The sequence below is a fragment of the Saccharopolyspora sp. NPDC049357 genome, from assembly GCF_040677225.1.
Classification (GTDB): Bacteria; Actinomycetota; Actinomycetes; order Mycobacteriales; family Pseudonocardiaceae; genus Saccharopolyspora.
The window spans coordinates 96,914-123,130 of sequence record NZ_JBFAQJ010000001.1; the positions used below are offsets into that span (position 1 = coordinate 96,914).

Annotated in this window: 24 protein-coding genes; 15 read left to right on the forward strand and 9 right to left on the reverse strand. The window is 70.2% G+C overall.

The features are described 5' to 3' along the window. The first annotated feature begins 51 nt into the window (after positions 1-51). On the forward strand, positions 52-966 hold the full coding sequence (locus AB0J91_RS00440; RefSeq protein WP_363862328.1) for a LysR substrate-binding domain-containing protein: 915 nt from the start codon (positions 52-54) through the stop codon (positions 964-966). A gap of 189 nt (positions 967-1,155) precedes the next feature. On the opposite strand, the gene AB0J91_RS00445 is transcribed toward AB0J91_RS00440, so the two are convergent. Then, positions 1,156-2,058, reverse strand: a complete 903-nt coding sequence (locus tag AB0J91_RS00445; RefSeq protein WP_363862331.1) for an acyl-CoA thioesterase domain-containing protein — start codon at positions 2,056-2,058, stop codon at positions 1,156-1,158. A gap of 155 nt (positions 2,059-2,213) precedes the next feature. Here AB0J91_RS00445 and AB0J91_RS00450 point away from each other — a divergent pair, with 155 nt between their 5' ends. From AB0J91_RS00450 to AB0J91_RS00500, 11 genes are all read left to right on the forward strand, one after another. After that, on the forward strand, positions 2,214-3,137 hold the full coding sequence (locus AB0J91_RS00450) for a CoA-transferase (protein WP_363862334.1): 924 nt from the start codon (positions 2,214-2,216) through the stop codon (positions 3,135-3,137). Between the two features lie 4 nt (positions 3,138-3,141). Continuing rightward, on the forward strand, positions 3,142-3,951 hold the full coding sequence (locus tag AB0J91_RS00455; RefSeq protein WP_363862337.1) for a CoA-transferase: 810 nt from the start codon (positions 3,142-3,144) through the stop codon (positions 3,949-3,951). Continuing rightward, positions 3,948-5,333, forward strand: a complete 1,386-nt coding sequence (locus AB0J91_RS00460) for an MFS transporter (RefSeq protein ID WP_363862340.1) — start codon at positions 3,948-3,950, stop codon at positions 5,331-5,333. Before AB0J91_RS00455 ends, AB0J91_RS00460 begins: the two co-directional genes overlap by 4 nt. Next, a complete protein-coding gene (locus AB0J91_RS00465) occupies positions 5,330-6,604 on the forward strand; it encodes a CoA transferase (protein ID WP_363862343.1) in 1,275 nt (424 codons plus the stop codon). Before AB0J91_RS00460 ends, AB0J91_RS00465 begins: the two co-directional genes overlap by 4 nt. Beyond that, the gene (locus tag AB0J91_RS00470) at positions 6,601-7,455 is read left to right on the forward strand and encodes a CoA ester lyase (protein ID WP_363862346.1); all 855 of its coding nucleotides are present in this window, start codon (positions 6,601-6,603) and stop codon (positions 7,453-7,455) included. Before AB0J91_RS00465 ends, AB0J91_RS00470 begins: the two co-directional genes overlap by 4 nt. Beyond that, positions 7,452-7,583, forward strand: coding sequence for a hypothetical protein (locus AB0J91_RS00475; protein ID WP_363862349.1), 132 nt, complete (start codon positions 7,452-7,454; stop codon positions 7,581-7,583). The genes AB0J91_RS00470 and AB0J91_RS00475 overlap by 4 nt, the downstream gene beginning before the upstream one ends. Next, positions 7,583-8,320 carry a 3-oxoacyl-ACP reductase FabG gene (gene fabG / locus AB0J91_RS00480; protein WP_363862352.1) on the forward strand — a complete coding sequence of 246 codons (738 nt, stop codon included), beginning with the start codon at positions 7,583-7,585 and terminating at the stop codon, positions 8,318-8,320. The genes AB0J91_RS00475 and fabG overlap by 1 nt, the downstream gene beginning before the upstream one ends. After that, positions 8,317-9,234, forward strand: coding sequence for a MaoC family dehydratase N-terminal domain-containing protein (locus AB0J91_RS00485; protein WP_363862355.1), 918 nt, complete (start codon positions 8,317-8,319; stop codon positions 9,232-9,234). The genes fabG and AB0J91_RS00485 overlap by 4 nt, the downstream gene beginning before the upstream one ends. Beyond that, positions 9,231-10,454 carry an acetyl-CoA C-acetyltransferase gene (locus tag AB0J91_RS00490; protein ID WP_363862358.1) on the forward strand — a complete coding sequence of 408 codons (1,224 nt, stop codon included), beginning with the start codon at positions 9,231-9,233 and terminating at the stop codon, positions 10,452-10,454. The genes AB0J91_RS00485 and AB0J91_RS00490 overlap by 4 nt, the downstream gene beginning before the upstream one ends. Then, positions 10,454-10,912, forward strand: coding sequence for a MaoC family dehydratase (locus AB0J91_RS00495; RefSeq protein ID WP_363862361.1), 459 nt, complete (start codon positions 10,454-10,456; stop codon positions 10,910-10,912). The genes AB0J91_RS00490 and AB0J91_RS00495 overlap by 1 nt, the downstream gene beginning before the upstream one ends. Before the next feature lie 221 nt (positions 10,913-11,133). Further along, on the forward strand, positions 11,134-12,471 hold the full coding sequence (locus AB0J91_RS00500) for an MFS transporter (protein ID WP_363862364.1): 1,338 nt from the start codon (positions 11,134-11,136) through the stop codon (positions 12,469-12,471). 97 nt (positions 12,472-12,568) lie between these two features. On the opposite strand, the gene AB0J91_RS00505 is transcribed toward AB0J91_RS00500, so the two are convergent. Further along, the gene (locus tag AB0J91_RS00505; RefSeq protein ID WP_363862367.1) at positions 12,569-13,759 is read right to left on the reverse strand and encodes an acyl-CoA dehydrogenase family protein; all 1,191 of its coding nucleotides are present in this window, start codon (positions 13,757-13,759) and stop codon (positions 12,569-12,571) included. A 320-nt stretch (positions 13,760-14,079) separates the two neighbouring features. On the opposite strand from AB0J91_RS00505, the gene AB0J91_RS00510 reads away from it, so the two are divergent. Together AB0J91_RS00510 and ilvD are read left to right on the forward strand one after the other, a co-directional pair. Then, positions 14,080-14,349 carry a hypothetical protein gene (locus AB0J91_RS00510; RefSeq protein ID WP_363862998.1) on the forward strand — a complete coding sequence of 90 codons (270 nt, stop codon included), beginning with the start codon at positions 14,080-14,082 and terminating at the stop codon, positions 14,347-14,349. 141 nt (positions 14,350-14,490) lie between these two features. Continuing rightward, the gene (gene ilvD / locus AB0J91_RS00515) at positions 14,491-16,164 is read left to right on the forward strand and encodes a dihydroxy-acid dehydratase (RefSeq protein ID WP_363862370.1); all 1,674 of its coding nucleotides are present in this window, start codon (positions 14,491-14,493) and stop codon (positions 16,162-16,164) included. Positions 16,165-16,199: 35 nt separating this feature from the next. On the opposite strand, the gene AB0J91_RS00520 is transcribed toward ilvD, so the two are convergent. Both AB0J91_RS00520 and AB0J91_RS00525 read right to left on the reverse strand, forming a co-directional pair. Next, entirely contained in the window at positions 16,200-17,357 is a 1,158-nt protein-coding gene (locus AB0J91_RS00520) for an MFS transporter (protein ID WP_363862373.1), read from the reverse strand. Positions 17,358-17,396: 39 nt separating this feature from the next. Beyond that, entirely contained in the window at positions 17,397-19,493 is a 2,097-nt protein-coding gene (locus AB0J91_RS00525; RefSeq protein ID WP_363862376.1) for an acetate--CoA ligase family protein, read from the reverse strand. Positions 19,494-19,593: 100 nt separating this feature from the next. On the opposite strand from AB0J91_RS00525, the gene AB0J91_RS00530 reads away from it, so the two are divergent. Next, complete coding sequence (locus tag AB0J91_RS00530; RefSeq protein WP_363862379.1) at positions 19,594-20,499, forward strand: acyl-CoA thioesterase domain-containing protein; 906 nt, start codon at positions 19,594-19,596, stop codon at positions 20,497-20,499. Between the two features lie 25 nt (positions 20,500-20,524). Here AB0J91_RS00530 and AB0J91_RS00535 read toward each other — a convergent pair whose 3' ends face one another. The 5 genes from AB0J91_RS00535 to AB0J91_RS00555 form a co-directional block, all read right to left on the reverse strand. Continuing rightward, positions 20,525-20,779, reverse strand: coding sequence for a 3-hydroxyacyl-CoA dehydrogenase family protein (locus AB0J91_RS00535; protein ID WP_363862382.1), 255 nt, complete (start codon positions 20,777-20,779; stop codon positions 20,525-20,527). 172 nt (positions 20,780-20,951) lie between these two features. After that, a complete protein-coding gene (locus AB0J91_RS00540) occupies positions 20,952-22,121 on the reverse strand; it encodes an acyl-CoA dehydrogenase (RefSeq protein ID WP_363862385.1) in 1,170 nt (389 codons plus the stop codon). Positions 22,122-22,153: 32 nt separating this feature from the next. Then, on the reverse strand, positions 22,154-23,314 hold the full coding sequence (locus AB0J91_RS00545) for an extracellular solute-binding protein (RefSeq protein ID WP_363862388.1): 1,161 nt from the start codon (positions 23,312-23,314) through the stop codon (positions 22,154-22,156). Then, the gene (locus tag AB0J91_RS00550) at positions 23,307-25,070 is read right to left on the reverse strand and encodes an iron ABC transporter permease (RefSeq protein WP_363787701.1); all 1,764 of its coding nucleotides are present in this window, start codon (positions 25,068-25,070) and stop codon (positions 23,307-23,309) included. The genes AB0J91_RS00545 and AB0J91_RS00550 overlap by 8 nt, the downstream gene beginning before the upstream one ends. Then, positions 25,067-26,200 carry an ABC transporter ATP-binding protein gene (locus AB0J91_RS00555; RefSeq protein WP_363787702.1) on the reverse strand — a complete coding sequence of 378 codons (1,134 nt, stop codon included), beginning with the start codon at positions 26,198-26,200 and terminating at the stop codon, positions 25,067-25,069. Before AB0J91_RS00555 ends, AB0J91_RS00550 begins: the two co-directional genes overlap by 4 nt. Between the last annotated feature and the right edge of the window lie 17 nt (positions 26,201-26,217).

The following is a 26,217-nucleotide window of genomic DNA, read 5'->3' on the forward strand; positions in this document are numbered from 1 at the left end:
CCAATACCTAATGCTTGCGACATTGTTGCCTCGTGCGCAAAAGTGCTCGCCATGGACCTGCACCACCTCCAGGCGTTCCTCGCCGTCGCCGAGGAGCTCCACTTCGGTCGCGCCGCCGATCGGCTGCACATCGCCCAGCCGCCGCTGAGCCGCACGATCAAGCAGCTCGAGCGGGACCTCGGTGCGCAGCTGTTCGACCGCACCACCCGCAGCGTCCGGTTGACCAGCGCCGGAGAGGCGCTCGTCGAGCCTGCCCGCCAGATCGTCGACGGCTTCCGGGTGGCCCGGCGGGCGGTGCAGTCCGCGGGCCGGGGCAAGACCGGCCGCGTGCGGATGGGCTTCGCCGGTCCGTCGTCGTACCTGCTCGTCGGCCAGCTCGGCCGCAGCGTGCGGGAGAAGCACCCCGGCATCGAACTCAGCCTGCGCAGCAGGACCTTCAACGACGCGGCCCTGCGCGCGGTCATGGACGGCGACCTCGACCTCGCGATCGTGCGGTGGACGGTCGAGCCACCGGGCATCGATCACCGGATCCTGACGGTCGAGCACCACGTGATCGTGGTCCCCGAGGAGCACCCGCTGGCGGGTCGCGAGCGGGTCAGCATGGCCGACCTGCGCTACGAACCCTTCGTGATGCTGCCCGCGGACCCGGGTTCGAGCGTGCGCGACGGGTTCATCCGGAAAGCCCACGCCGCCGGCTACGCACCCAACATCGTGCAGACCGCGCCGGACTCGTGGACGGCGATGGCACTGGTCGCCGCCGGGGTCGGCATCACCTTCTCGATCGACGTGGCGGTCAAGAACGTGGTCCAGGAAGGCATCCGCGCGATCCCGCTCGAGGAGGGGATGGCGGCCACCTACTCCCGGCTCATCTGGCGCCACGGCGACACCAACCCGGCCCTCAAAGCGGTCCTGGAGGCCTCCGAGGAGGCGATCCCCACACCGAGCCTCCCGCCGAACGCGACCTGAGCCCTCGTTCCGCGTGGCGGTGCGGGTACCGAAAAACCCCTGCAAGAGGAAGGCGCACTGGCCCTCTGCGACCAGCCCCACTCCCGATGCAACGGCGTCCGGATTCAAATTTCGCGCGAAATTTGAAGTCACCCTGGTGGCCTCAAACTTCGCGCGAAATTTGAACGGAAACGCGCCGGGCGGAGGTCGTCAGCGGACGACCTTGAGCAGGCCGACCTGCGCGGCCGTGGCGACGTGGCGGCCCGACGGGTCGAAGAGTTCGCCGACGCCGTGCGCCCGCCCGTTCGCCACCGACTCCACCCGGCAGTCGAACTGGTGCCACGCGCCCAGGTCGGGCTGGGCGTGGAAGGTCAGCGCGTGCGTCAGGCTGAGGATCCGGGCGCCGGGGGCGTGGCGAGCCGCGCGGAGCGCCACGAACGCGGGCTCGAGCACGCTCATGTCGGTCACGTAGGCCACCAGCGCCGCCCGCAGGGCGTGGTCCTCCGGCAGCGGTCCCGTGGCGCGCAGGAACGTGGTCCGCCGGTCGCCCTCCCCGGTCGGGGCGAGGTACGGCGGCTCCACGACGTGGCGCAAGTGCACCGGCCGCGCCATCCGCCACCACGGCGGGATGCGCTCGTCGTCGGCGAAGCGGTCGGCGAGGTCCGGCAGCCCCTCGGGGTCGGGGGCTTCGACCGGCCGCGCCGAGGAGTACGACGGCTGGTCCTCGCGGATGCGCGCCCACCTGGACACCGCGCCGAAGAGCTCGTTGCCCGAGTCGTCGACCAGGCGCGACCGGCGCGTGCACAGCGACGGCGCCTCGGAAACCCGCTCCACCTCCCACCGCAGCTCTCCCCCGGTGGGGACACCGGCCACGAAGTCGGCTTGCAGGCTCACCACCCGCTGCTCGGGGTCGGCGGTGCGTCCGGCCGCCACCAGCGACTGCGCCAGCAGCAGCCCACCGAAGAGTCGGTCCTCGGGTAGTGGCTGGGGCCGGCCGATCCAGGTGCTCACCCGGTTCCGCGGGTCGTCGGAGCAGGCGAGCTCGAACAGGCCGATGAGGTCGGGCAACGTCAGCGAGGCGGCGTGCGCGGGGGCGGTGAGATCGGTGTCCACCCGGGCATCATGCCGCGACTCCTCCGCGTTCTCGATATCTGTCGCATCCCATTGATGCGCAGTCGTCAACAATGGGTGGCGCAAGAAGTATTGGAGTTCCTCGCACGAACGGCGGCAGATTGGGGCCGTCCGACCCTGCGACGCGAGGAGCCCCGATGCCAGCCCCAGACAAGGTCACCGACCTGCCGTCGGCCGTGGCCGCGCACGTCGACAACGGGATGACCGTCGCGTTGGAGGGCTTCGGGCACCTCATCCCCTTCGCGGCCGGCCACGAGATCATCCGCCAGGGCATCGCGGACCTCACCTTCTGCCGGATGACCCCGGACCTGCTGGCCGACCAGATGATCGCCGCCGGATGCGTCCGCCGGCTGATCGCGTCGTTCTTCGCGAGCGGTTCGGCCGGGTCGTTGCACGAGGTGCGCCGACGCGTCGAGCGCTCCGACCCGGCGCCGCTCGAGGTCGAGGAGTACAGCCACTACGGCATGGTGTGCCGCTACCAGGCCGGCGCAGCCGGGCTGCCGTTCCTCCCGCTCCGCTCCTACGCGGGCAGCGACCTCCCCCGGCTCAACCCGATGATCCGCAAGGTCACCGACCCGTACGGCGGCCCCGACATCTACGTCGTCCCCGCCCTGCGGCCGGACGTGACGATCGTGCACGCCCAGCGCGCCGACCGCTCCGGCAACGTCCAGATGTGGGGCATCACCGGGGCGCAGCAGGAGGCCGCCTACGCCGCGCGAGCGGTGATCGCCACGGTCGAGGAGATCGTCGACGAGGACGTGGTCCGCTCCGACCCCAACCGCACCGTCCTGCCCTCGCACGCCGTGTCTGCCGTGGTCGAGTGCCCCGGTGGCGCCCACCCGTCGTACGCGCAGGGCCACTACGACCGCGACAACGCCTTCTACCGCGAGTGGACGCCGATCAGCAGGGACCGCGACGCGCTTGTGAGTGGCTCGACGAGTGGGTGCACCAGGTGCCCGACCGGGCGGCGTACCTGGCGAAGCTGGGCTCCGAGCGCTGGGAGAGCGTGCGCGTCGCCCCGCGACCCTCGCAGCCCGTGGACTTCGGCCGCCGGCAGGTGATCGCATGAGCAGTCGCGCCGAATCCGTTCCCACCGAGGTGCTCTCGGACGTCGCTCCGTCCACCACCGAGTTCCTCGCCGCCGTCGCGGCGCGGCAACTCGTCGGCAGGCACCGCGTCTTCGCCGGGGTCGGCCTGCCGACGCTCGCGGTCGAGCTGGCCCGCCGGACCACCAACCCGGACGTCGAGCTGGTCTACGAATCCGGCATCTGCGGCGCCCAGCCGGAGGGCCTGGCCGAGGGCATCGCCGATTCGGTGCTCGTCTCCGGGGCGGCGGCCGCACTCGGCATGCCGGCGCTGTTCGGCTACGTCCTCCAGGGCGGCCACGTCGACGTCGGCTTCCTCGGCGCGGCGCAGGTCGACCGGTGGGGCAGCCTCAACACCAGCTTCATCGGCGACTGGGACCAGCCCACCGTGCGGCTGCCCGGAGCCGGCGGAGCCGCCGAGATCATGCCCAACGCCGCCGAGTGCATCGTGGTGCTCCGCCGCCACGACCCCGGCTCGCTCCCGGCGCAGCTGGACTTCTGCACCTCCCCCAGCCCCGCCCGAGCGCACGCCGAGGATCCTCGGATGGTGCCGCCGGGGCACGGCGTCTCGACGGTCATCACTCCGATGGCCGTGCTGCACCGCCCCGACAAGCTCGGCGAACTGGTCATCAGCGAGGTCCACCCCGGCCACACCGCGGAGGAAGTGCGCGAGGCCACCGGCTGGAACATCCCGGTCGCCGACGACGTGCGGGAGACCCGGCGCCCCACGGCCGAGGAGGTCCGGCTCCTGCGGGAAGAGATCGACACGGTCCGGCTCTACCTGCGATGAACCACGTCGCTGCTGCTCCCGACCCGCCGCGCGCGGCGTACGCCGCGCTGCTCGCGTGCACGACGCTGGGCACGTTGGCGAGCACGATCATCAGCGCACCGATCAACGTCATCGCCCACGCGATCGGCGCCTCGCCGCGCGGGATCGTCCTCGCGGTCAGCGCATTCACGCTCGCGATGGTGCTCTGCGCACCGCTGTCGGGGTGGATGTGCCAGCGGTTCGGCTCGCGGCAGGTGCTGGGCTGGTCGCTGTTGCTGATGGTGGCCGCCCAGGCGGGCGCGGCGTTCAGCCAGGACTTGGCGTTCCTCGTCGTGATGCGCGCCCTGCAGGGCGTCGCCTGCTCCGCGGTCCCGCCCGCGGTGCAGCAGGTGCTCGGTCGCCACTGGGCTCGGCACCGGGCCCGGGCGATGGCGGGCTGGGCCGCCGCCATGGGGGTGGGCCAGTCCCTCGGCCCGCCGCTCGGCGGGCTGGTCGCCGACGCGCTCGGGTGGCGATGGGTCTTCCTCACCCACGCGGCGCTCAGCCTCGTGCTGCTGGTGCTCTGCCTGACGGTCGTGCCGGCGGTCGCCGGCGCTTCGGCACCGCTGCACGCGTCGGGCATGGCCACCTTGACGATCGGCATCGGCGCACTCGTGGGCGCCGTGAGCTGGCTCGGCCAGCACGGATCCCCCTGGGCCGCGGTCGGTTTCGCCGCCGTGGGCGTGCTCGCGCTGGTGTGGCACCGCCGACTCGGCCGCACCGAAGCCGGTCCGTTCATCCCCGCCGGTCTGGTCGCCGAGCGCCGGTACGTCGCCAGCACCGCCGCCGCCTGCGCGGTCATGAGCTGCCTGGGCGTGGCCATCGTGGCCACTCCGCTGCACCTCGGCCGCGACCTGGGTCTGGGGCCGGGCCCGATCGGTGCGGTCATGCTGACGCTCGCCCTGGCCATGACCCTGGCCGCGCCCCTGTCCTCCCGGATCACCGAGCGGTTCTCGGCCGAGCGCAGTCTGCTCGGCGGATTGCTGCTCCTCGGAGCCGGTTTCGTGGCCCTCCTCCTCGTCGTCGAAGCGGTGCCGCACGACCTCGCCGTACCGGCCGCGGTCGTCGCGCTGGCCCTGACCGGCTCGGCGATCGGAGTCGTGCAGGCGGCGGCCGGGCACGGCCTGATGACCTCCCCCGCCGCCGAGAGCGGCGTCGCGCTCGGCTTGCACAACACGCTCCGGTTCGCCGGCCTGGCCGTCGGCTACTCCTGGGTGGCGATCGCCTACCCGACCGGGCTGCTCGCCCTCGTCTACGGCGTGCCGGTCGTCCTCGTCGCCGGGACCTCGCTCGTGGCCCGCAATCGCATTCGGGCCGCGTCCGCCGAACCCGTTCCGCCCACTTCCGAAAGGCTGATTCCATGACCCCTGCTGAGGCGTCCTCGCCGTCGACCGCGCCGGGGACCGGCCCGCTGGCCGGGCTCCGGGTGGTCGAGGTTTCGAGCTTCGTCGCCACTCCCCTGTGCGGCACCGTGCTGGCGCAGCTGGGCGCCGAGGTCATCCGCGTCGAGCCCGTCGAAGGCGCTCCGGACCGGACCCGTTGGCCGCTCACCGACGAGGGCGTCAGCCTCTACTGGAACGGCCTCAACCCGGGCAAGAAGGCGATCGCCGTCGACCTCACCCGGCCCGAGGGGCGCGAGCTCGTGTCCGATCTGGTCGTCTCGGGCGGCTCTTCGGGCGGCATCCTCGTCACCAACAGCGAGCGCTGGCCGGAGTTCGGGTACCGGGCGTTGCGGACGCGTCGCTCCGACGTCATCCACGCGCTGCTCACCGGACGGCACGACGGCGGCACCGCCGTCGACTACACCGTCCAGGCGGCCAGCGGTTTTCCCCTGGTCACCGGCCCCGAGGACCACGACGGCCCGGTCAACAGCCTGGTCCCCGCCTGGGATCTCACCGCTGGTTTCCACCTCGCCACGGGCCTGCTCGCCGCCGAACGACGGCGGATGCTCACCGGTGCGGGCTCCGAGGTCCGAGTCGCCCTCGAAGACGTCGCCCTCGCAGGCGCGGGGAACCTGGGCTACCTCGCCGAGGCGCAGCTCCGGCCGTCCGTGCGGCGCGAACCGACCGGCAACTACGTCTACGGCACGTTCGGCCGCGACTTCACCACCGCCGACGGCGACCGGTTCATGATCGTGGCCCTGACCCCGCGCCAGTGGCACGACCTGCTCCGGATCACCGGTCTCGAAGACGCCGTGTCAGCGCTCGCCCGGGCGCTGGGGGCGGACTTCTCCGACGAAGGGCAGCGCTACCGGCACCGCACCGTGCTCGCGGGCCTGGTCGCCGCGTGGTTCGAGCAGCATCCGACGGCGCACGTGGCCGAGGCCCTCGCCGACACCCGCATCCTGTGGTCGCCGTACCGCACCTTCAACGACCTGGCCGCCGACGACGCCCGGTTGCTGCGCGAGCACCCGCTCTTCTCCGCTGTGGACCAGCCGGGGGTCGGCCGCCTCGTCGCACCCGGATCGCCCCTGGTCGTCGACGGTCGGCGGACCACTCCGGAACCGGCACCCCTCGTCGGGCAGGACACCGGCTCAGTGCTCGCCGACGCTCTCGGCCTCGACGCGGACGCGCTCACCGACCTCGCCGAACGCGGCGTGATCGCCACTGGCGGCGAACGGACGGTGCAACGATGAGCGCGCTCGCGACCGCCGAAACCGCGGCAACCTGGCTCTTCGCTCCCGGGGACCGCCCGGAGCGCTTCTCGAAGGCCGCTGCCGCCAAAGCCGACCTGGTCGTGCTCGACCTCGAGGACGCCGTCGCACCCACCCGCAAACCGGAAGCACGCCGCAACGTCGTCGACTGGTTGTCCGGTCACGACGCACCCTGCGCCGTCCGGGTCAACGCGGTCGGCACACCCTGGCACGAGGACGACATCGCGGCCCTCGCCACAGCCCGGCCCGTCGTCGTCATGGCGCCCAAGTCCGAGAACACCGGCGCCACGACCGAACTCGTCCGCGCACTGCCGGTCGGGACGGCCGTCGTCGCGCTCATCGAGTCGGCTCTCGGCGTCAACCGCGCTCAGGACCTCGCCGAGATCGACGGCGTCGTGCGGCTCGCCCTCGGTACCTACGATCTCGCGGCCCAGCTCGGTGTGGACCCCGATCACGCGCCGGCGCTGGCCGCGGCGCGCGCCTCGCTGGTGCTGGCCTCAGCGGCCGCGGGGCTGCCCGGTCCGGTGGACGGCGTCACCGGCGATGTCCACGACACGCAGCGGTTGTCCGACGACGTGACGGCAGCGGCCGCTGTCGGCTTCACCGGCAAGCTCTGCATCCATCCCGCCCAGGTCGTGCCCGCGGCAGCGGCTCTGGCGCCCACGCCCACCGAGATCGACTGGTCGCACCGGGTCCTCGCCGCCGCAGCCGAGGCGGATGCGGCCGGCGAAGGAGTCGTCCTCGTGGACGGCCGCATGGTCGACGCACCTGTCATCGCCCGCGCCCGACGAATCACGTCTTGCGCCTCCGCGAGTCTCAGGAGCACCCCATGAACGGCCTCGCGCTCGATGAACAGGACGTGGTCGTCGGCGAGGGCGCCAACGAAATCCAGAAGAACGTGATCGCAAGTCAGATGGTGGCCCGCGACCGGACCGCGACGAGCAACGATCGGAGCAGCTGATGGCACTTCTCGACGACAAGACGGCATTGATCACCGGCGGAGCCCAGGGCATCGGCCTGGCCATCGCGGAGCGCTTCGCGGCCGAGGGCGCCCGCGTCGTGATCGCCGACCTGGACGGGGGCGCCGCCGACGCGGCGGCCAAGGGGCTCGACCCGGACAACGCCCTCGGCGTGGCATGCGATGTGGTGTCGGCCGCCGACGTGGAACGGGCGTTGGAAACGGCCCGCAGCACCTTCGGCTCCTTGGACGTCGTCGTCAACAACGCGGGCATCACGCGCGACGCGACCATGCGCACGATGAGCGAGGAGCAGTTCGACCAGGTGATCGCCGTGCACCTGAAGGGTTGCTGGAACGGCACCCGGCTGGCCGCGGCCCGGATGCGGGAGCAGAAGTCCGGCGCGATCGTCAACATCTCGTCCCTGTCCGGCAAGGTCGGCATGGTCGGCCAGACCAACTACTCGGCCGCCAAGGCGGGGATCGTCGGCATGACCAAGGCGGCCGCCAAGGAGATGGCCCACCACGGCGTCCGCGTCAACGCCATCCAGCCCGGCCTGATCCGCTCGGCGATGACCGAGGCCATGCCCGCGAAGGCGTGGGACCAGAAGATGGCCGAGATCCCGATGGCCCGCCCTGGTGAACCGGCCGAAGTGGCGAACGTGGCTCTCTTCTACGCCTCGTCGCTGTCGTCCTACATGACCGGCACCGTGGCCGAGGTGACCGGCGGGCGGTTCATGTGAGCGAGGAGCACGAGCCCGTGGTCTACCGGGGCTGGACCGCGCACGAGACGACCGCGGTTGAAACGCTGGACCCGTCACCGGTGGCCGCTCTCGGGGTGCTGCTGAACAGCGACGCACCCGTGCCCGGTACCGGTGATGTGCTCCCTCCGCTGTGGCACTGGGTGGCGCTTCCGCGATGGCCCTCCTCGTCGACCATCGGCGCGGACGGGCACCCGCTGCGCGGAGATTTCCTGCCACCGGTCGACCTCCCGCGCCGGATGTTCGCCGGCGGGGAGGTCACGCTGCACGGCGATCTTCGAGTCGGCACGCAGGTGATCCGGGAGGCGCGGGTCGACTCGGTCGAGGAGAAAGCCGGCAAGAGCGGGCCCCTGGTGATCGTCCGGGTCGGAATCCGCCTCCGCGATCCCGGCGGCGAGCTGCTGCTCGAGGAACGGCAGAACCTCGTTTACCGCGAGGCCGCCCCCGCACCCGCGCCGGGCGACCTTCCCGATCCCACCGCCCCGGCCAACGCCGAGCCGGTCGGCGCACCGCTCGTCCCCGAAGACGGGGGCTGGCGCTTCCGGACCGACCCGACCCTGCTGATGCGGTTCAGCGCCGCAACCGCCAACCCGCACCGGATCCACTACGACTGGCCCTACACCACCCGCGTCGAGGGCTATCCCGGCCTCGTCGTGCACGGCCCGCTCTCGACCCTCGTGCTCGCCGAGTGCCTCCGCCTGGAGCACCCGGACCGCTCGGTGCGGCACCTGGCCCACCGCAACTCAGCCCCGTTGTTCTGCGGCGAGAACGCCCACGCGAACGTGGCGCTCGCCGCCGATGACCGCGCCGAGGTCCGCCTGCGCAAGGGCGACAGCACGCTCGTCGTCCTGTCGGCCGACCTCGCACTCGACACCCCGAAAGGCGCCCGACGATGAACCACACCACGCGCGAAGTCGTGATCTGCGAGCCCGTCCGAACCCCGATCGGACGCTACGGCGGCATGTTCAAGGACGTCAGCCCCGTGGACCTGGGCGTGGCCGCGCTGAAAGGGCTGCTGTCGCGCACCGGCGTCGAACCCGACCGCATCGACGACGTCATCCTGGGGCACTGCTACCCGACCGCCGAGGCACCCGCCATCGGACGCGTCGTCGGCCTCGACGCCGGGCTCCCGGTGACCGTCGGCGGTCAGCAGGTGGACCGCCGCTGCGGCTCCGGTCTCCAGGCCGTCATCAACGCCGTCATGCAGGTCGCCGGCGGCGCGAGCGAGGTCGTCGTCGCCGGCGGCGCCGAGTCGATGAGCAACGTGCCCTTCTACTCCCTCGACATGCGGTGGGGCGGTGCGCGGACCGGAGTGCGGATCCACGACGGCCTCACCCGCGGCCGGCAGACCCCCGGCGGCCGCTTCCACCCGGTTCCCGGCGGCATGCTGGAGACCGCGGAGAACCTGCGCAGGGAGCACGCGATCAGCCGCGAGGAGCAGGACCGCCTCGCGGTCAGCTCCCACCAGCGCGCGGTGGCCGCCCAGGAATCGGGCATCCTCGCCGAGGAGATCGTCCCGGTGACCGTGCCCTCCAGGAAGGGCGAGGTGGTCGTCGACACCGACGAACATCCCCGCGCCGACACCTCGCTGGAGTCGCTGGCACGGTTGCGCCCGATCCTGTCCGCAGACGACCCCGAGGCCACGGTCACCGCGGGCAACGCCAGCGGCCAGAACGACGCTGCGGCGATGTGCCTGGTCACGACCGCGGACACGGCCGAGGAATTGGGGCTGCGACCGCTGGTGCGGCTGGTGAGCTGGTCGTCCGCCGGTGTGCGCCCGGACGTCATGGGGATCGGACCGGTCCCGGCGACCGAGGCGGCTCTGGCCCGCGCCGGGCTCTCCCTGGCCGACATGGGGGTGATCGAGCTCAACGAGGCGTTCGCCGCCCAGGCCCTGGCCGTGATGCGGGAGTGGAAGTTCACCGACGCCGACCACGAACGCACCAACGTGCACGGCTCCGGAATCTCGCTCGGCCACCCCGTGGGCGCCACGGGCGTGCGGATGCTCGGAACCCTCGCGCGTGAGCTCCACCGCCGCGAGGCGCGCTACGGCCTCGAGACCATGTGCATCGGAGGCGGTCAGGGCCTGGCCGCCGTCTTCGAGCGGATCGCCTGATGCCGCCGCGCGTGTTCGCCGACGTCGCCGCGATCGAGGCGGCCATCGGGGAAGACCTGGGCACCACGGAATGGACGGAGATCACTCAGTCCACTGTGGATCTGTTCGCGGACGTCACCGGGGACCACCAGTGGATCCACGTCGACGTCGAGAAAGCGGCGACGTCTGCGTTCGGCGGCACCATCGCCCACGGCTACCTCACGCTGGCCATGCTGCCCGCGTTCGCCGCCCGGCTCTACGCGATCGAGACCGGCTCCGCCCGCCTGAACTACGGGCTCGGCAAGGTGCGGTTCCCCGCCCCCGTGCCCGTGGGGTCGAAGGTCCGCGCCACGCCCCGCATCCACGAGGTCCGGCACGTTCCCGCCGGCAGCCAGGTGGTCGTGAGGTGGACCGTCGAAGCGGACGGCGTCGAGCGTCCCGTCTGCGTGGCGGAAAGCATCACGTTCGTCGTTCCCTGACCGGAGAACCGTCCGACCTCGGCGCCGCCGACGCGAAACACGCGCTCGGCGGCGCCTTTTCGACTGCCCTCAGGCAGCACCGACTATTGCCGGTTCGGATATCAATCACGTCCACATTCGGTCTTGGACAGGCAACAAGGGCGCCTTTAGCGTGAGTGCGGTCACAAGCCGCCCACGCCGCGCAGAGGCATCCCCCTGATCCATCCTGAGGAGCAGCCCCCATGTCCACAGCACCCCAGCTCGATGAGCGGATGGCGCGAAAAGCCGGTATCGCCGCCTTCGTCGGCACCACCATCGAGTGGTACGACTTCTACATCTACGGCACGGCCTCCGCTCTCGTGTTCGGTCCGCTGTTCTTCAGCAACGCCGACCCCGCCGTCGCGGTGCTGCTCTCGTTCGGCACCTTCGCCGTCGGCTTCCTGACCCGGCCCCTCGGTGGCGCCGTGTTCGGCCACCTCGGCGACCGCATCGGCCGCAAGCGCGCGCTGATCTCCACCCTCCTGCTCATGGGCATCACCACCGTCGGGGTGGGCCTGCTCCCGACCTACGCCACCATCGGTGCCGCGGCGCCCGTCCTGCTGATCGTGCTCCGCATGCTGCAAGGCCTGGCCGTCGGCGGCGAGTGGGGTGGCGCAGTGCTGATCGCCACCGAGCACACCCGATCCGATCGCGGATTCCTATTCGGTGCCTTCGCGCAGCAGGGTTCGCCGGCCGGGCGGATCCTCGCCACCCTGGGATTCCTGGCGGTGACCGGCCTGCTGCCGGAAGATGCGCTGCTGGAGTGGGCGTGGCGCCTGCCCTTCCTCGCCTCCGCGCTGCTGGTCGTCGTCGGCCTGATCATCCGGCTCAAGCTCGAGGAATCGCCCGCGATCAAACAGCTGCACGAGCGCAACGAGGTCGTCAAGGTCCCGGTCGTCGAGGTCTTCCGCAGCAACTTCCGCGAGCTCGTGCTCGGCATCTTCGGCATCCTGTGCGTCTTCGTCGTCGTCTACGCCCGAGACACCTTCGCCCTCGCGTGGGCCACGAAGTCCCTCGACTTCTCCAAGGACTCCTTCCTCAGCATCATCCTGATCGCCAGCGTGGTGCAGTTCTTCGTCCAGCCCTTCGGCGCCATCCTCACGACCCGCTGGAGCCCTCGCGCGCTGGTCACACTGCTGCTCGGCCTCGAAATCCCGGCACTGGCCCTGATGTTCGTGCTGATCGGCACCGGCAACTGGACGCTCGCGATGATCGGCGCCGTTCTGGCGACGATCCCCGACGTGATGTTCTACGCGATCATGGCGGGCATGTTGGCCCAGAGCTTCCCCGCCCGGGTCCGCTACACCGGAATCTCGCTGACCTACGGCCTCTCGGGCGCCCTGTGCGGCACCACCCCGCTGATCCTGCAGTGGCTGCACAGCGGCTCCGGCAGCATGGTGCTCCCGGTGGCCTTCGGCATCGTGACCACCGCGATCTCGTTGGTGTGCTCCCGCGCCCTGCTCGGTCGACCCGCGGCCGAGGAGACACCGACCTCCGATCAGGCGGCCGCTCCCGGGGACACCACCACTCCCACTCGCTGAATCGCTTTGCCCGGCACCTGCTCGCGGTGCCGGGCGAGGTTCCTCGATCGCTCGGGCGGCGGCCACCCGGCAGGTGACCGCCGCCCGGGCCCCGCTCTCACTGCTCGTACTCCTCCAACAAGCGCCGACCGATGATCATCTTCTGGATGTCCGACGTTCCCTCACCGATCAGCATGAACGCGGACTCGCGGTAGAGGCGCTCGATCTCGTACTCCTTGGCGTAGCCGTAGCCGCCGTGGATCCGGAACGACGCCTCGACGACCTCGTTGCAGTACTCCGAGGCGAGCATCTTGGCCATGCCGGCCTCGACGTCCATCCGCCGGCCGGAGTCCTTCATCCGAGCCGCGCGCACCATCATGGTGTGGGCGGCCTCGACCTTGGTGGCCATCTCGGCCAGGCGGAAGAGCACGGCCTGGTGCTGAGCGATCGGCTTGCCGAACGTCTCGCGCTGCTGCGAGTAGGCGATCCCGAGCTCGAAGGCGCGGTGGGCGATGCCGCAGGCGCGAGCCGCGACGTTGACGCGACCGACCTCGACGCCGTCCATCATCTGGTAGAAGCCGTTGCCGGGCTCTCCGCCGAGGACCTGCTCGGCCGAGATCTGGTGACCCTCGAACACCATCTCGGTGGTGTCGATGCCCTTGTAGCCCATCTTGTCGATCTTGCCGGGCACCGTGATGCCCTGCGCCACCTCGCCGAAACCGGGCTCCTTCTCGACCAGGAAGGTCGTCATGTTCCTGTAGACCGACTCGGCCCCCTCGTCGGTCTTGCACAGCACCGCGACCAGGCTGGACGAGCCGCCATTGGTCAACCACATCTTCTGGCCGGTGATCTCGTACCCGGCACCGCTGCGGGTGGCCTTGGTCTTGACCGCGGAAACGTCCGAGCCCAGTCCCGGCTCCGACATCGAGAACGCGCCGCGCAGCTCGCCTGCCGCCATCCGGGGCAGGTACCTGCGCTTCTGCTCCTCGGTGCCGTGCTTCATCAGCATGTGGGCCACGATGAAGTGGGTGTTGATGACGCCGGAGACGCTCATCCAGCCGCGCGCGATCTCCTCCACGCACAACGCGTACGTCAGCAGCGACTCACCCAGCCCGTCGTACTCCTCGGGGATCGTCAGGCCGAAGACGCCCAACTCCTTGAGCCCCTCGACGATCTCGGTCGGGTACTCGTCGGCGTGCTCGAGCTCAGTGGCAACCGGGAGGATCTTCTCCTCCACGAACCTGCGCACCGCCTTGAGGATCTCGCTCTGCTCCTCGCTCAAGCCCTCGGTCTCGCACAGCCGACTCATAGCCATCCTTCCTCTGGTCCGGCCTTGGATTCCCCGGGCTTCACTCATCGCACCTGAGGCCGACCGGTCATCCCCCAGCATCACCCGGCCTTTCTCCACCGTCCAATACCTGATCCCGGCAGCATTGATGACCCGTCGCGCAATAGTCGCCCGCAGACCCCGGGGACATCGATCAGTTCAGGATGACCGGAGGAAGTTTCCCGAACCCCGTCGTGCCAGGAACAATTCCGGGCCGCACCCGCGAATCGACCAACGACCACTGTGGACTCCACGGATGCTGACACACATTCATTCATCACTAAAGGCGTTGGGCCAACGTCATCAGGCCGTCACAGCAGCGGAAATCAGCAACTGATGTGCAGTTGTCGCGGTGCGAGGACTTCGGGAGCGGCTCATCCCGCGAGGCCGCGGTCTGGGCGTTGCAGGGCTACGGGTTCCGGGCTGTGATCGCTCCGCGCTTCGGCGACATCTTCCGCGGCAACGCGCTGCAGCGCGGACTGCTGGCGGTCGTGCTGCCGATGGAGTCCGTCGAAGCCCTGTGGGACCTCGTGGAGCGCGCGCCGGGCATCGTGAGCAGCACCATTCGATGAAGTCCGCTCCAGGTCCCGGCCGTGCACCTCCGAGAACTCGACGGGCATTCAGGTGCGGACTCGGCGCGGAGACGTGCCTGCGCGCCTGAGGACTGACATCGTGAGCCTTGTCGTCCCGTTCTCCCCAGCCGAGGAGGCATGATGTCCGATATCGAGCGTCGCTCCCGCCAGGTCACCGACGGCATCGAACGCACCGCCGCCCGCGGCATGCTCCGCGCCGTCGGGATGCGCGATGCCGACCTGGTCAAGCCGCAGATCGGCATCGCGTCGAGCTGGAACGAGATCACCCCCTGCAACCTGTCCCTGCAGCGCTTGGCGCAGGCGGCGAAGGAGGGCGTGCACCACGCGGGCGGGTTCCCGATGGAGTTCGGCACGATCTCGGTCTCCGACGGCATCTCCATGGGTCACGTCGGCATGCACTACTCGCTGGTCAGCCGCGAAATCATCGCCGACTCGGTGGAGACGGTCGTCGAGGCCGAGCGGCTCGACGGCACCATCCTGCTCGCCGGCTGCGACAAGTCCCTGCCCGGCATGCTCATGGCCGCGGCCCGACTCGACCTGGCCGGAGTCTTCGTCTACGCCGGGACGATCCTTCCCGGGCACGTCGACGGCCGCGAGGTCAACATCGCCGATGCGTTCGAGGCCGTCGGGGCCTGCAACCGCGGGCTGATCACCCGCGAGGAGCTCACCGAGATCGAGCGCGCCATCTGCCCGGGCGAGGGCGCGTGCGCCGGCATGTACACGGCGAACACGATGGCCAGCGCCGCCGAGGCGCTGGGCATGGCCCTGCCGGGTTCGGCTAGCCCACCCGCCGTCGACCGGCGGCGCGACGGCATCGCCCGCGCCTCGGGCGAGGCGGTGATCGGGATGCTGGAAAAGCGGATCACCGCGCGGCAGATCCTGACCCGGGAGGCGTTCGAGAACGCGATCGCCGTCGTCCTGGCCTTCGGCGGGTCGACCAACGCCGTCCTGCACCTGCTCGCGATCGCCAACGAGGCGCAGGTGCCGCTGACCCTCGACGACTTCAACCGCATCGGCGAGCGCGTCCCGCACCTGGCCGACGTCAAGCCCTTCGGCGCGCACGTGATGAGCACCGTCGACCAGGTCGGCGGAGTGCCCGTGGTGATGAAGGCCCTGCTCGACGCAGGCCTCCTGCACGGCGACGCCCTCACCTGCACCGGCCGCACCGTCGCGGAGAACCTCGCCGAGATCGACCCGCCAGACCTCGACGGGACCGTGATCCACGCGATGAGCGACCCCATCCACCCGACGGGCGGGATCACCATCCTGCGCGGCTCGCTGGCCCCGGAGGGTGCCGTGGTCAAGTCCGCGGGCTTCGACGCCGCCGAATTCCGCGGGCGCGCCAGGGTGTTCGACGGCGAGCAAGGCGCCCTCGACGCCGTCACCGACGAGACCATCGTCGCCGGCGACGTCGTGGTGATCCGGTACGAGGGCCCGCGCGGTGGACCCGGAATGCGGGAGATGCTCGCCGTGACCGGGATGATCAAGGGCGCCGGGCTGGGCAAAGAGGTGCTGCTGATCACCGACGGCCGCTTCTCCGGAGCGACGACCGGCTTGTGCATCGGCCACGTCGCGCCGGAAGCGGCCGACGGCGGCACCATCGCGCTGGTGCAGGACGGCGACCCGATCGTGCTCAACATGGCCACCAAGACCCTCGACCTCGACGTCCCGCAGGAAGAACTGGAAAAGCGGCGCAACGACTGGACCCCGCGCACCCCGCCCCACCGCACGGGCGTGCTGGCGAAGTACTCGAAGCTGGTCGGCTCCGCGGCCAACGGAGCGATCTGCACCTGAGCAGTCATCCGCAACGACATGCCATCAGAGTGGCGTCAGTCGCGTGGTCGCCGGGCCATGACGCTGCCCGCCGCTCCGAGCAGGAGTGCCGCGTTCGCCCAGAAGACACCGACCACGCCGACCGGGCCGAGAACGGCACCGACCAGCAACGGCAGCGTCACCTGCGCCAACCGGTTGAAGGTCAGGCGCAGCCCGAGAGCCGCACCGTGTGACGACGGCGGGGTCAGCGACGTCACCCACGCCATCGTCAGCGGTTGCGGCAGGCCCAGCGCGATACCCAGACCGACCATCACCGGAACCGCACCCCACGCCCCCACCAGCGGCAGGCCACCCAGTGCGGCGGCGCCGGCGAGTACCGAAGCGGCGATCAGCGGCAGCCGCCCGAAGCGGACCACCAGCCGGGACAGACCTATCCGGGTGACGAGCGAGACCGCCGCGCGCAGAGCGAGGAGCAACCCAACGGCCCGGGGATCCACGCCCTGCTCGACCGCCCAGACCGGGATGAACGCGTAGAGCAGGTCGAGCGTGACCAGCACCGCGCCGCTCACCACGAGCGACCGCCACATGCCCGGGAGGAGCAGCAGCCCCCTCGTCCCGGGTCGCTCGCCCGCCGAAGAGGGACGCCGCGACCGCAGTGCGCGGTCGGTGCGCAGCAGCTGCGGCGTCAACGGCAGCGCCAACACGAGGAACAGCAGACACGCCACCAGCCCGCCGCCGGTTCCGGTGGCCGCACCGGTTTCCACGGTCAGCACCGCCGTCACCACCGGTGGCCCGATCATCTGCCCGATCGAGGACGCAGCCGTCAAGGTTCCGAACGCGGCGTCGCTACCGGCGCCGACGTGGGCGATGAACGTCTGCTGCCCCACCATGAGTAGTTGCTGGCCCAGGCCCATCACGACCGCACCGGCCAGCAGCGTCGCCAGCCCGTCATCGAGCAGGGCCACGATCGCTCCGGTCCCGCTCAGCAGCAGCCCGACGGCTGCGACGCCGGCGCCTCCGAGGCGGTCCGTCATCTTCCCCGCCGGGATCGAAGCCACCAACGCGGGCGCCGCGAACGCCGTCGCGAGCAGGCCCAGGAACTCCGGGCCGCCACCGGCCTCCAGCGCGCGGTAGCCGACGACGACCCGGATGCCGAGCCAGAACGCCTGCCCGCACGTCGCCTGCACGACGAGTGCGACGGGCCAGGCGGTCACGAGCGGAGCTCGAACCCGCCCACGGGCGTCCGCAACGCCTCACGCATGGTCGGTTCCCTTGACGCAGCGGACGAGGGCGTCGAGGGCGACGACGCCGTCGGTGCGAACGCGCACCGGGTTGGCCTCGGCCTCGATCACGGACGGCTGCTCGACGGCGAGCCGGGACAAGGCGACGATGGCGTCGGCGAGCGCGTCCAGATCGCCTGGACTCGCGCCCCGGTACCCGGTGAGGACCTTCAAGCCGGTCACTTCGCCGATCATCGCGTGCGCGGTCTCGCGATCGACGGGAGCGAGCCGCACGGCGCTGTCGTCGTAGATCTCCGCTGTGACTCCGCCGGTCGACAGCACCACGACAGGGCCGACGTCGGCGCTGCGACGATACCCGATCAGCACCTCACCGACGCCGGGGTCGGCCATCGGCTGCACCAGCACGCGGTCGACGTTGATACCGGCCTTCTGCGCGACGTCCTCGACGATCGTGCGGGCCGCGTCGCGCAGCCCCTCGGCGTCGGTCACGCCGAGCACGACTCCACCGGCGTCGGTCTTGTGCGCGAGCTGGTCGGACAGAGCCTTGACCACGACCGGGTAGGCGAACGGCAGCGCGACCTCCTCGCCCAGCGAGGCGGTTTTCAGCGCCATCGCGGGCAGCGTCGGCATGCCGATGGAGGCCAGGAGCTCGGCGGAATCCTGCTCGTCGAGCAGCTCGGGCGTGCCGACCGGTAGCCCGCTGACCGACTCCGGCACGATCCTCGCCGACTGCCGCGAGAACGCGGCTGCGATCGCGTCCGCGCAGGATTCCGGGGTGCGAAACGCCGGCACCCCGGAGGAAGCGAGGATGGTGGCGGCCTCCGGGGCCTCGGGCAGGGCGAACCCGACAACCGGGACCGCGTGCCCACCGCGCTCGGCGAGCGCCTGCACCGCCAGCTCAGGGTTCAGCCGCGCGGAAGAACCGATCACGAACAGCACGAGGTCGAACTCGCCGGAGTCCTGCAACTCCCGCAGCGCGGCCGAAACCACGTCGTGCCTGGCGCCGGCGAGGCCGAGATCGGCGATCAGGCTGTGCGGGATCGGTGCTCCGGCATCAGCCATGCGCTCGACCAGCTCGTGGCTGGGACCGCGCACGGACAGACCGCGCAACGCGAGTTGATCCACCATGATCGCGGCACCACCACCCGTGGTCGTGACGACGCCGACCCGGGGCCTGGCCGGACCGTCGGCCGGGACCCGTTCGAGCAGGGCGGGTGCCTCGCAGAGTCCTTCGAAGGTCGAGACCCGGGCGAAACCGCATGCGCGGAAGAATGCTTCGGCCTCGCTGTCCTCACCTGCCAAAGCTCCGGTGTGCGAGACCGTGAGGGCGCGCGCCTCGTCGGAGCGGCCGAGCTTGTAGACAGCGACGGGCTTGCCCGCGCGGTGCGCTGCGGCCGCGAATTCGGCGAGGTCCCCGGCGTGCCGCAGGGATTCCAGGAACAGCGCGTAGGAGGTGATCGCCGGGTCGTCCAGCGTTGCCGAGCAGATCTCCCCCAGGGACAGGTCTGCCTCTCCTCCGGTGGAGACCAGGCCGGCGAATCCGATCCCGCGTTCGCGCGCCCGGGACACGAGCGCGCCGATCACGCTGCCGGACTGCGAGGCGACGAAGATCCCGCCGGTGGGCGTGTCCGGCTCGCCGAACGCGGCGTTTCCGGTGAGCATCACCCCGCTGCGCGGATTGACCACGCCGAGGCTGGACGGGCCGACCACCCGGGTCGGGCCCTGCGCCGCGGCGGCGCGCAAACGATCCTCACGGGCCTGGCCCTGCTCCCCTTCCTCGGCGAACCCGGACGACAACACGGTCACGACCGGCACACCGAGACGAGATGCCTCGGCCACGGCGTCCACAGCCGCCTCGGCACCGGTCATCACGTAGACGTGGTCGGGCACGCCGGGCAGCGCGGACAGGCTCGGGTATGCCTTCTCGCCCTGCACCGTCTCCCGGCTGGGGTTGATGAACCAGGCGGTTCCCGTGAACCCCGCCGCGGCGAGGAAGCGCTGGGGACGGCCAGTGGTCTTCCTCGGGTCGTCGGAGGCCCCCACGATCGCGACCGATTCGGGGTGCAGCAGCGGTGCGGCCAGCGCCGTCACGTTCGGGTTCTGAGGCATCGGCTCTCCTGACTGAATGCGGAACGTTCCAACCGGACGGGTCAACTTCACTTCTGACCTACTCGATACTCTATAGAGTATTCCCTGTAGTGTCTGCGTCGTGGACCACATCAACACCGAATTCGCCGACGGGCCCCGCCACGGTGACGAGACCTCTCTGCCCGGCGTGGTCAACCGGACCCCACTCGCCGATCGGATCAAGCTCCGCTCGGAGGGCGCGCGATTCGTCGGTCTCCCCACCGCCGGGTTCGACCAACGCGTCTTCGGCGGTCATCTGCTCGCCCAACTCGTGCTCGCCGCCGCGCAGGCGTCCGCAGACCGGCACGTCGAATCCCTGCACGTCCAGTTCCTCCGCCCGGGACGTCCCCGCGAGCCGATCTCCTATCCGGTCCGAACGATCCGCACAGGCCGCAGCCGCACGGTGCTCGCAGTCAGCGCCGAGCAGGCCGGGCGCGAGCTCGTCACCGGATTCGTCTCGATGGGTCCTGGCGAACCGAGTCCTCCCACCGGTTCGATCCGGCCGCCGCAGGTGCCCGACCCCGAATCCCTTCCCTCGCTGCCGCAGCGCAGGGCGGCCGGCCTGCCCGCGGACAGCGTGCGGCTTCCTCCGCACGGCGATTGGCGCACCGCCTCCCGCCCACTGGACGTGCGCCCGGTGGACGAGCCTTCCGACGACACGAGCTCGCCGCGCTGCTTGTGGCTGCGCGCCGAAGCGGTCCCGGGCGCCGACGACAACCTGCAGCGCGCGGTGCTCGCGTTCGCCTCGGACCGCTCACTGGTGCCGGTGATCGCCCGCGCCCGCGGTGAACGGGCCGACCTGCACCGGCCCGCGGTCAGCGCGGACCACGCGATGTGGTTCCACGCCGACCTCGAACCAGGCGCCTGGATCCTCTACGTGCAGGACTGCCCGGCCGCCGGTGAGCGCAGCGGGCTGGCCCGGGGATCGCTGTTCGATCGAGACGGCCGAATCGTGGCGTCGGTCGCCCAGCACGCGGTGCTGCTCTGACGGCCGGGCACCTGGCACGTCCTCCTCACCGCAGCAGATCCCGGTCACCGCGACGGAATCCCCACCCCACAGCGTCTTTCAGGCGGGTGAGGGCCGCCGCGTGATCCGCCGCTGGACGGGTGCTCGCCCAGTAGCACGGTCCTCCGAGGCTTTCCGGGAAGCCGTAGCCCAACGTCATCAGGGCATCGATGTCCCCGGGTCTGGCCGCGATCCCCTCCGCGAGCACGAGCGCCGCCTCGTTCGCCGCCGCCGTGAGCACCCTCTCGACGATCTCGGCCACGCCGATCTCCCGAGGCGTGATCCCGTTGGCCGCGCGAGCGTCGGCGATCAACACCGCGGTTTCCGGGTCGTCGTGAGGAGCTGCGCCGTGCTCGCGTTCACCGGCGGGTTGTCGAGCACGAAGACGGCCACCTCTCCGTCGCGCTCGACGCGCACCCGTCCCGATTCGTCGGTCACGACGTCGCCCGCTGCGGGAACCGCCGACCGAAGATCTCCTCCGCGATGCGGTTCTTCATCATCTCCAACGACCCGCCCGCGATCATCCAACCGCGGGTCCGGCGCTGGCAGTACTCCACGAGCGACTCAGTGCTGTAGCCGAGCGCCCCCATCATCTGCATCGCCGCATCCGCCGCCTTGAAACCGGCGGTGTTGGCGGCGTACTTCGCGACGGTGGTCTCGTACGCGGAGGGAAGACCGTCCTCAGCATTGGCCACCGCCCGGGCGAGCAGCGCGTCGGCCGAGTCCAAAGCAACCGCGGCTTCGGCGAAAGCCCACTGCACACCTTGGAACTCGTTGAGCGTGCGACCGAACTGGGTGCGCTGGGAGACGTGCTCGCGGGCGAGGTTGAACGCGAGCCTGCCCAACGCCAGCGATCGGGAGGCGTTGCCGATTCGCTCGACGTTGAAGCCGCTCATCTGCTTCTTGAAACCACCCGGGCCCAGCAGGATCCGCGACTCCGGGATCCGGCAGTCCTCGAAGTAGAGCTGGGCCCAGGTCTCGCCGCTCATGTAAGCCGACGGCGTACCGACCTCGAAACCGGGATCGCCGCGTTCCACCAGCACCGAACCGATGTTGCGGGTACCGGGTCCGAAGCGGACGTAGACCAGGTACAACGTCGCATCCACGCTGTGGGTGCCCCAGATCTTGGTGCCGTTGACGATGAGGTCGTCACCGTCCTCGACGGCACTGGTGATCAGCTCGGTCGCCGCCGAGCCGGCTTCGGGCTCGCTCATGCCGAGCGAGAGGAGACCTCGACCGGCGAGAAGGTCCGGGAGGTACGCCGCCTTCTGCTCCGGCGTGCCGAACTGGGCGAAGGTGCGGATGGCGCCGAAGTTGCCCGCCTGCAGGATGTCCGCGCTCTTCGGGCAGTGCTGGGCCACCGCTTGGATCACCGCCACCGCGGTGGCCAACCCGGCTCCCTGCCCGCCGTCGTGCTCGGAGATCGTCAGTCCCAACAGGCCCTGCTCCCCCAGCTGGGCTGCGATGTCCCAGGGGTAGCTCGGGTCGTGAGCCCGTTCCAGCGCGCCTGGAGCCAGGTGTCGTGCGGCGAACGCGTTGACCGATTCGAGCAGTTCGTTGCGTGCGAGGTCGTCATCGGCCGAGCGGTCGAGGGTCGAAGTCATGCGGAGGTTTCCTTATCTCTTCGAACGGTACTTCAGCCGATGAAGTTGAACTTCTGCTTCCACAGCGCCTGGTCGGCCTTCGCGTGGCGGGCGAAGCCCTCCTCGTCCAGCAAGTGGAAGCGTGGCGAGTCGGCGGTCGGCAGCTCGTACTCCCCGGCGCGAACCGGGCCGACGTCGGTGCGGACCGGGACGAAACCCTGAGAACCGACGAACCGCTGACCGGACTTGGACAACGACCAGTTGGCGAAGACCTGGGCGGCCGGGTTGTCCGCCCCCTTCGGGGTCAAGCCCAGCGGACCTTCCGAGGCCGACACGCCTTCCTTCGGGACGACAAGCCGGATCGGCGCACCGTTGGTCTGCGCGCCGAACGCGTTGTTGAAACTGACGGTCGCGATGGAGATCTCGCCGCGCGCGAGGGCATCCACCTCCGTCGAGGTGGAGTTGAACACCCGAGGATCCTGCGCGGCCAAGCGGTCGAGGAATCCGACCCCGAACTGCTCGATCTGGAACCGCGTGAGCGCGCTCAACGTGCCACCCGTGGTGATCGCCACGATGCCGAGCTCGCCCTGGTACTTCGGATCGGTGAGGTCTTCCCAACCGTTCGGCGGGTTCTCGGTGTGGATGGCCGAGTTGTAGGCCATCGCGTTCACGAAGTAGTAGCCCGGGAACCAGTTGGCATCGACCGTGGCCCCGGCTGCTGCCAGCTTGTCGTGGAAGGGCGTCCGGTACGGCACGTAGAGCCCCGCCTCACCGAAGTCACGCGCCGTTCGGGGGTCGGTCAGCCGGATCACGTCGGCGCCGAGACGACCTGCCCCGTGCTCGGACAACGCCCGCTCGGCGAGCTTGTTGTTCGGCAAGCGGGTCAATTCGACCGGGATGCCGGTCTCAGCGGTGAACCGCGCCACGGTGAGGTCCTCGGCCTCCTTGCCCGCTGCCGAGTACAGCACGACCTTCTTGCCCTTCGCGGCGTCGTAGAGCGCCTTGTCGGCGATCTGCTCACCATCGATGGTCAAACCGTTGCTGGTGTCCACCTGCGCCGGTGCGAGCAGCTTGGCCGCACGAGCGGTCGGTGTGTTGTGCACCGAGCCTCCGCAGGCCGAGACGAGCAGGATCGCGGCGGTGATCAAGGCCAACATCGCGGTACCGCGCCGCTGACCGGAGCAGACGTGGGGAAACTGGGTCGTCTCAGGCACCGTGGCCTCCCGAGCCCGCACCGAACCGGCGGGGCAGGTAGCTGAGCAGGAACATGATCGCGCAGTAGATGAGCGCGGTAGCGGAGGCTTCGTTGAGCGCACCGCCGTTCTCGAACTGGTCGTAGATGGCGATCGACAGGATTTCGGTGTCGGTGGTGTAGAGGAACAACGGCACGGTCAGCTCGCGCATGCTCAGCATGAGCAGCAGGAGGAACGTCGACAGCACGGACACCCGAAGCAGCGGCACGGTGATCACGGCGATCGCCCGGCTGCGGTGAGCACCGAGCATCACGGCGCTGTCCTCGAGGTCGCGGTCGGTGGCGCGGATCGAGGCGGCGATCCCCCGGAATCCCTGGGGCATCTGAACAGCGACGAACCCGATGATCAGCACCCAGAGCGTGCCGTAGACCGGCAACGGCATGACCAGCCAGGTCCAGAGCAAACCGATCCCGAGCACGACGTGGGGAATGGCCAGCGGGACCATCGACACGTTCTCCAGCGCACCGCGACCCCACGATTTCGTCCGGTAGACCACGTAACCGACGACGAAGGCCAATGCCGTGCCGGCGGAGGCGGCGGCGAGCGAGACCACGACGCTGTTGGTGGCCGCGCCGAGGAAACCTTCGGACGACACCGCCTCGGAGAACGAGCTGACATCGACAGCACCCGGCTCGGTCAACGAGACGAACGAGCTCATGTACGGGGAACTTCGAACCGCCGACAACAGCAGAGCCGACAACGGCAGCACGATCGACAGAACGAAGTAGACGACAGCGGCGACCAGGGCCGGAGTGCGCCACCGGCCGAGCGCGATCTTCCGAGCTTTCACGCCCTTGCCCGACACCGTCGTGAAGGACCTCTTGGCCAGGTAGCGGCGCTGCATCCACGTCACCGCCAGCACCACCGCGACGAGCACGATCGCGATCACCGCCGCCTCGTTGCCCCGCGACGGAGTGGAGTTCATCAGCTTGTAGATGAAGGTCGGCAGCGTGTCGATCCCACCTGGCGTCGCCAACACCTGGGAGACCGGGAAGTTCTCGAAGACCAGCACGAAGATCAGCAACCCGGAGCCCATGATCGCGGGCAGCGACAGCGGCACGGTGACCGAGCGGATCGTCCGCCAGGGCGCGCTGCCGTGCACGCCGGCGGCGTCTTCGAGGTCCGGGTTCATCAGCGACATCGAGCTGTGGATCATCAGGAAGGCGTAGGGCGCGTAGTACATCGCCATCACGACGACGACCCCGACGATCGTGTAGACGTTGACGACCGGCCCGGTCCCACCTAAGTCGCGGACCGCCACGTTGATCAGGCCGGCCCCCGGGCTGGCCAGGATCGACCAGGCCAACGCGCCCACGTAGGACGGCAGGAACAGCGGCATCAGGCCGATCAAGTAGAGGAACCCGCGAGCTCGGACGTTGGTCCGCGCCGCCAGGAAGGCCAGCGAACCGCCGATCAGCAGCGCGAGCACCGTCGCGCCGGCCGCGATGAGCAGCGAGTTCAGCGCGGCGGTGAGCACCCCTTCAGCTGCGAGGACCCGCAGGTTGGCCAGCGTGAACGACAGGTCGGCACTTCCCGGCCGCGGCACGTCGGTGGCGAAGGCCGCCACCACGATCAGCAGGGCCGGAACGAGGACCAGGAAGGACACGAAGGCCAGCAACGGCAGCCCGAGGACTCGGGTACGCAGCGGCACAGGACTGCGGCGTCTGCGACCCATCGGGGCTTCAGGGCGCGCGGGCCTGGTCGGTGTGGTGGTCATACCGCGACGACCTCCTGCGCCTGCTGGACCTCGGTCACATCTTCGGGCAGCAGCCGGACAGCACGCGGATCGACATCGATCGACACCGCGGATCCGGTGGTGAGCGTCCCGGTGGCCGGCGGAGGGCAGATCGCCTCGATCGCCAGGCCTGAGCCGGTGCGCACGGTGCAGCGGATCGAAGAGCCTTGGAACACAGCGACTTCCACGGTCCCGCTCATCCGGTTCGACGGACGTGCACTGCCCTCCTCGGCCGTGGCCGCCGGAGTGACGCGGACGTGCTCGGGTCTGATGCAGGCGAAGCGCGTGCCCGCCTGACCGGCCTCGGCCTCGTCGACCACGAGCCGGCCGCCCTGACCTGATAGTTCCGCGCTGTTCCCGTTGAGGCTGGCGACCTCGAAGACGTTGGTGACGCCGAGGAAGCTCGCGATCGACGCGCTGGACGGAGCCGCGTAGATCTCCTCGGGCGTCCCGAGCTGGGTGATCCGACCGCCCTGCATGATGGCGATGCGGTCGGCCAACGCGAGGGCCTCCTGCTGGTCGTGGGTCACGTAGAGGCTGGTCAGCCCGCGCTCGAGCTGGATCCTGCGCAGTTCGACCCGCAGCTCGTCGCGCAACCGCGCATCGAGGTTGGACAACGGTTCGTCCAGCAGCAGCACCGCGGGCTCCATGGCCATCGAGCGCGCCAGCGCGACCCGCTGCATCTGGCCGCCGGACAACATGCTCGCTCCGCGTTCGCCCAGGTGCTCCAGGCCGACAACCTCGAGCACGCGGATCGCTTGGCGGCGGGCTTCGGCTCTGCCAACACCCTTCATCTTCAAGGGGAACGCGACGTTGTCGAGGACGGTCATGTGCGGCCACACGGCGTAGGACTGGAAGACCATGCCGACGTTGCGCTTGTGCGACGGGATCGACGTGCCTCTCGTGCCGTCGTACACGGTCCGGTCGCCGATGGTGATCCGACCGCCGGATGGGGATTCGAGACCGGCGATGCACCGCATGGTGCTCGTCTTCCCGCACCCGGACTGTCCCAAGAGGACGACGGAACTGCCGTCGGGGATCGTCAGGTCCAAGTTCTTCACCGCTCGGTGCTCCCCGTAGGTGAGCTCCAGCGCTTCGACACCAACCTTCATTGGATGGCTCCTCGCAA